Raw genomic sequence first — 2,658 nt, forward strand, 5'->3', positions numbered from 1 at the left:
TTTCATGAATTTTACCTTAATTGAGATTGTTGTCTTAGGTACACGCCAGACAGGGTCTGCAGTCCAGAGGACTTTGTACACCCTAAAGATAGTCCAGATCGCTTTGCTTGCAATGGGTAAAAGTAAAAAAAGCAAAATTTGTTAAAAAATGAAATATCTGTGAACTTGTTTCAAATTGGTAGCCATATTGAGTTTTGATTTACGGAACCCGCGTATAATTTTGGCACGAATTTTAATCTTTGTGCCATCGATCTCACTAAAATTCTATCAAGTCGTAGATAATCCGCGATTGCAGAAAGTATCTGAATGTTTTTAGGAGCCTATTGTGAAGCTGAATAGCAGCCGTACATATATAAAATGGATTGTTCTTTCCGTAGTGTTGTCGTCTTTACTGGGCGGCTGTAAAGCGATTAACCAGTTTTTGGTTAAGCCAATGGTTAAACCTACAGGTGATGCGATAACCCTGTTGGCCGAGGCGCACGTTGTACCTCAGTTGTTGACGACTGATGACTTGGTTGCGGGTTGTACTGGTGCTGAAGCGCTGGGAGCGATGGTTGAATCAATTGGCCGAATCACTGAAGAGCCCTGGGAGCTGGAAGTGCTTCTAAACTTAGGTGCTGGTGGTTGTGAAGAAGCAAGAGCTTTTGAACAAGAGCTTGCGTACTTGCGATACATTCGTGGACAGCAGCCAGATATGGCGCAAGATTCATTGATCGCCCAGAAAAATCACCATGTAAGAGCTGCGAAGCGTTATTACAAAGGCTGGCTGGCCTTGATTCAGTTTAATGGAGGTTTAGAAATTGGTGGTGAGTGTCCTGATCTTGAGCAAGAGTTTGATCAGATTGTTTGGTTGGCGGGATTGATTAATGGTCTTTTGTCCTTGAACCACGATATTCTCTCGGGTGTTGGTACCGGGGTGCCTAAAAACATTGCGGCACAAGCAGAACGTGGTGCGGGTTGTTTGGATAACCGGGCGTGGTTTGGCGTCCCTTTAGCGTTAAAAGCAGCGGTTTGGAGCTTGTTACCTGGTGCATTACCAGAGGGTGAAAATGCTTGGGAGCGATTGGAGCAAGCTGACCAGATTGGTGAAAATGCGCATATCCGTTTGGCGCACGTTTTCCATATTATCGCCGCTTATTCTAAAGGTGACATGGAGCGTGTAAGAACGGTTATTAAGCGACATGCTGAGCACATCACTAATCATAAAGCGAATAAGCAGTATCGTTTATTGGACGTAGCAGCAACAGAAGCGATCACCCGAATTTCAGATAAAATGTGGACAGAAAATATGGGGCACCGAACTCCAGTTGGTCAACTTGGATCTTTCTGGGATGAGAATGCCGCTGATGATATCGAAACTGTTGAACTGGATGACTTGTTTTAAAAAATGAGACCTGTATCACCTTAATATGCTTGAATCAAGGTGATTTGCCCATTTTTGAAAAAAAGAAAGTCAATCTCCAGCTAGTCTGCTACTAAGGAATGCCGGTATAATCTACCGGCATTTTTTTTTGGCTAATAATAAACCAATTCATTTTTCGGGGAGAAGGGACTACGTGGCTTCCAATACACAAAGCGGCCGCTCAATTTCTGAGTGGCTATCGTCATTACCAGCTTGTATTTTGTTGTTACTGGTTGTTGTTTTTAGTACCAGTAGTGATATCCATAATCAGATATTACAGGTTGGGGAGCATTACTGGCCGGGCTACTATAAGCTTCGAGTTGATCCTGTCGCACCTACCTGTGATCCAAACGTTAATGTTGAAGAGCAGTTGCAAGCACGTTTGGCTCAAACCGAAGATGATGATTTAGGTTTAGATCTATTCGATGCTGCACCTGTCGATCCGGACTTAATTCGTACCTCTATCGAGAATGCACGTCAGGATTGTCAGAATAAATTTACAGCTTACGAAGAAATAAGCGATCGTATTACCCCGAGCGTTGAAGCATTCAGAGCAGTAGAGTTGTTTGTTTCTGACGCGATAGGCGTTGGCTTAGTTTCCCAAAAGTTCATCCTGATAACCTTGATCTTTTTGTGTGCAATGACGGCAACCTTGAAGCGCCACCATATTGCCATGCGCCCGGTCTTGCACCGACTTGATCACTATGTGTCGAGCTCTGCACAGGTTATTGCTAATTGTGTTTTGTTGACTTCGGTTTTTGCCTTCCGGGAGTTGGCTCACTCAGATGGTACCAACCTCCCGTCTGAAGAAGCGATGCTGCATAACTTCTGGGTATATGGCATAGCCTTATTGTTGATCGTCAGTATCTACAATTTGATTAAGGTGCCTGCTCACCTAAAACCTGGCGGTAATATTGGCTATGCTTTGTTATCGGTTCCTCTCTATTCCACGATGGCCATCATTGCGGGTATTTTCTTCTTCTCTCATGGCCACATGCCAGGGATAGGTATCTATCTGAATACACTGATGGACCTGGCGGACATGTTCCTGAACGTTGGTTTGTATGTCTGGATAGGTATGCTCTTGAAACAAACCCGTTTTGCCGGTTTGGTTCTGAACCTGTTTAAGCCTTGGAAAATGCCTCCGGAAATGTTGGCTTTTGTTGTGGTTGTTCTTGCTGCTGTACCGACTGCCTACACAGGTGGCTCTGGTATCTTCGTTATCGCTGCTGGTGCAGTAATCTATCACGAAATTA

1 protein-coding gene and 1 pseudogene are annotated in these 2,658 nt (G+C 44.1%); both read left to right on the top strand.

Going from position 1 to position 2,658, the window contains the following annotated elements; translation table 11 throughout:
• The first annotated feature begins 325 nt into the window (after nucleotides 1–325).
• On the top strand, nucleotides 326–1,384 hold the full coding sequence (locus tag A3761_RS11730; RefSeq protein ID WP_082865257.1) for a hypothetical protein: 1,059 nt from the start codon (nucleotides 326–328) through the stop codon (nucleotides 1,382–1,384).
• A 172-nt stretch (nucleotides 1,385–1,556) separates the two neighbouring features.
• Nucleotides 1,557–2,658, top strand: a pseudogene (locus tag A3761_RS11735) (C4-dicarboxylate ABC transporter); the annotation flags it as partial.

The sequence above is a fragment of the Oleiphilus sp. HI0123 genome, from assembly GCF_001635315.1.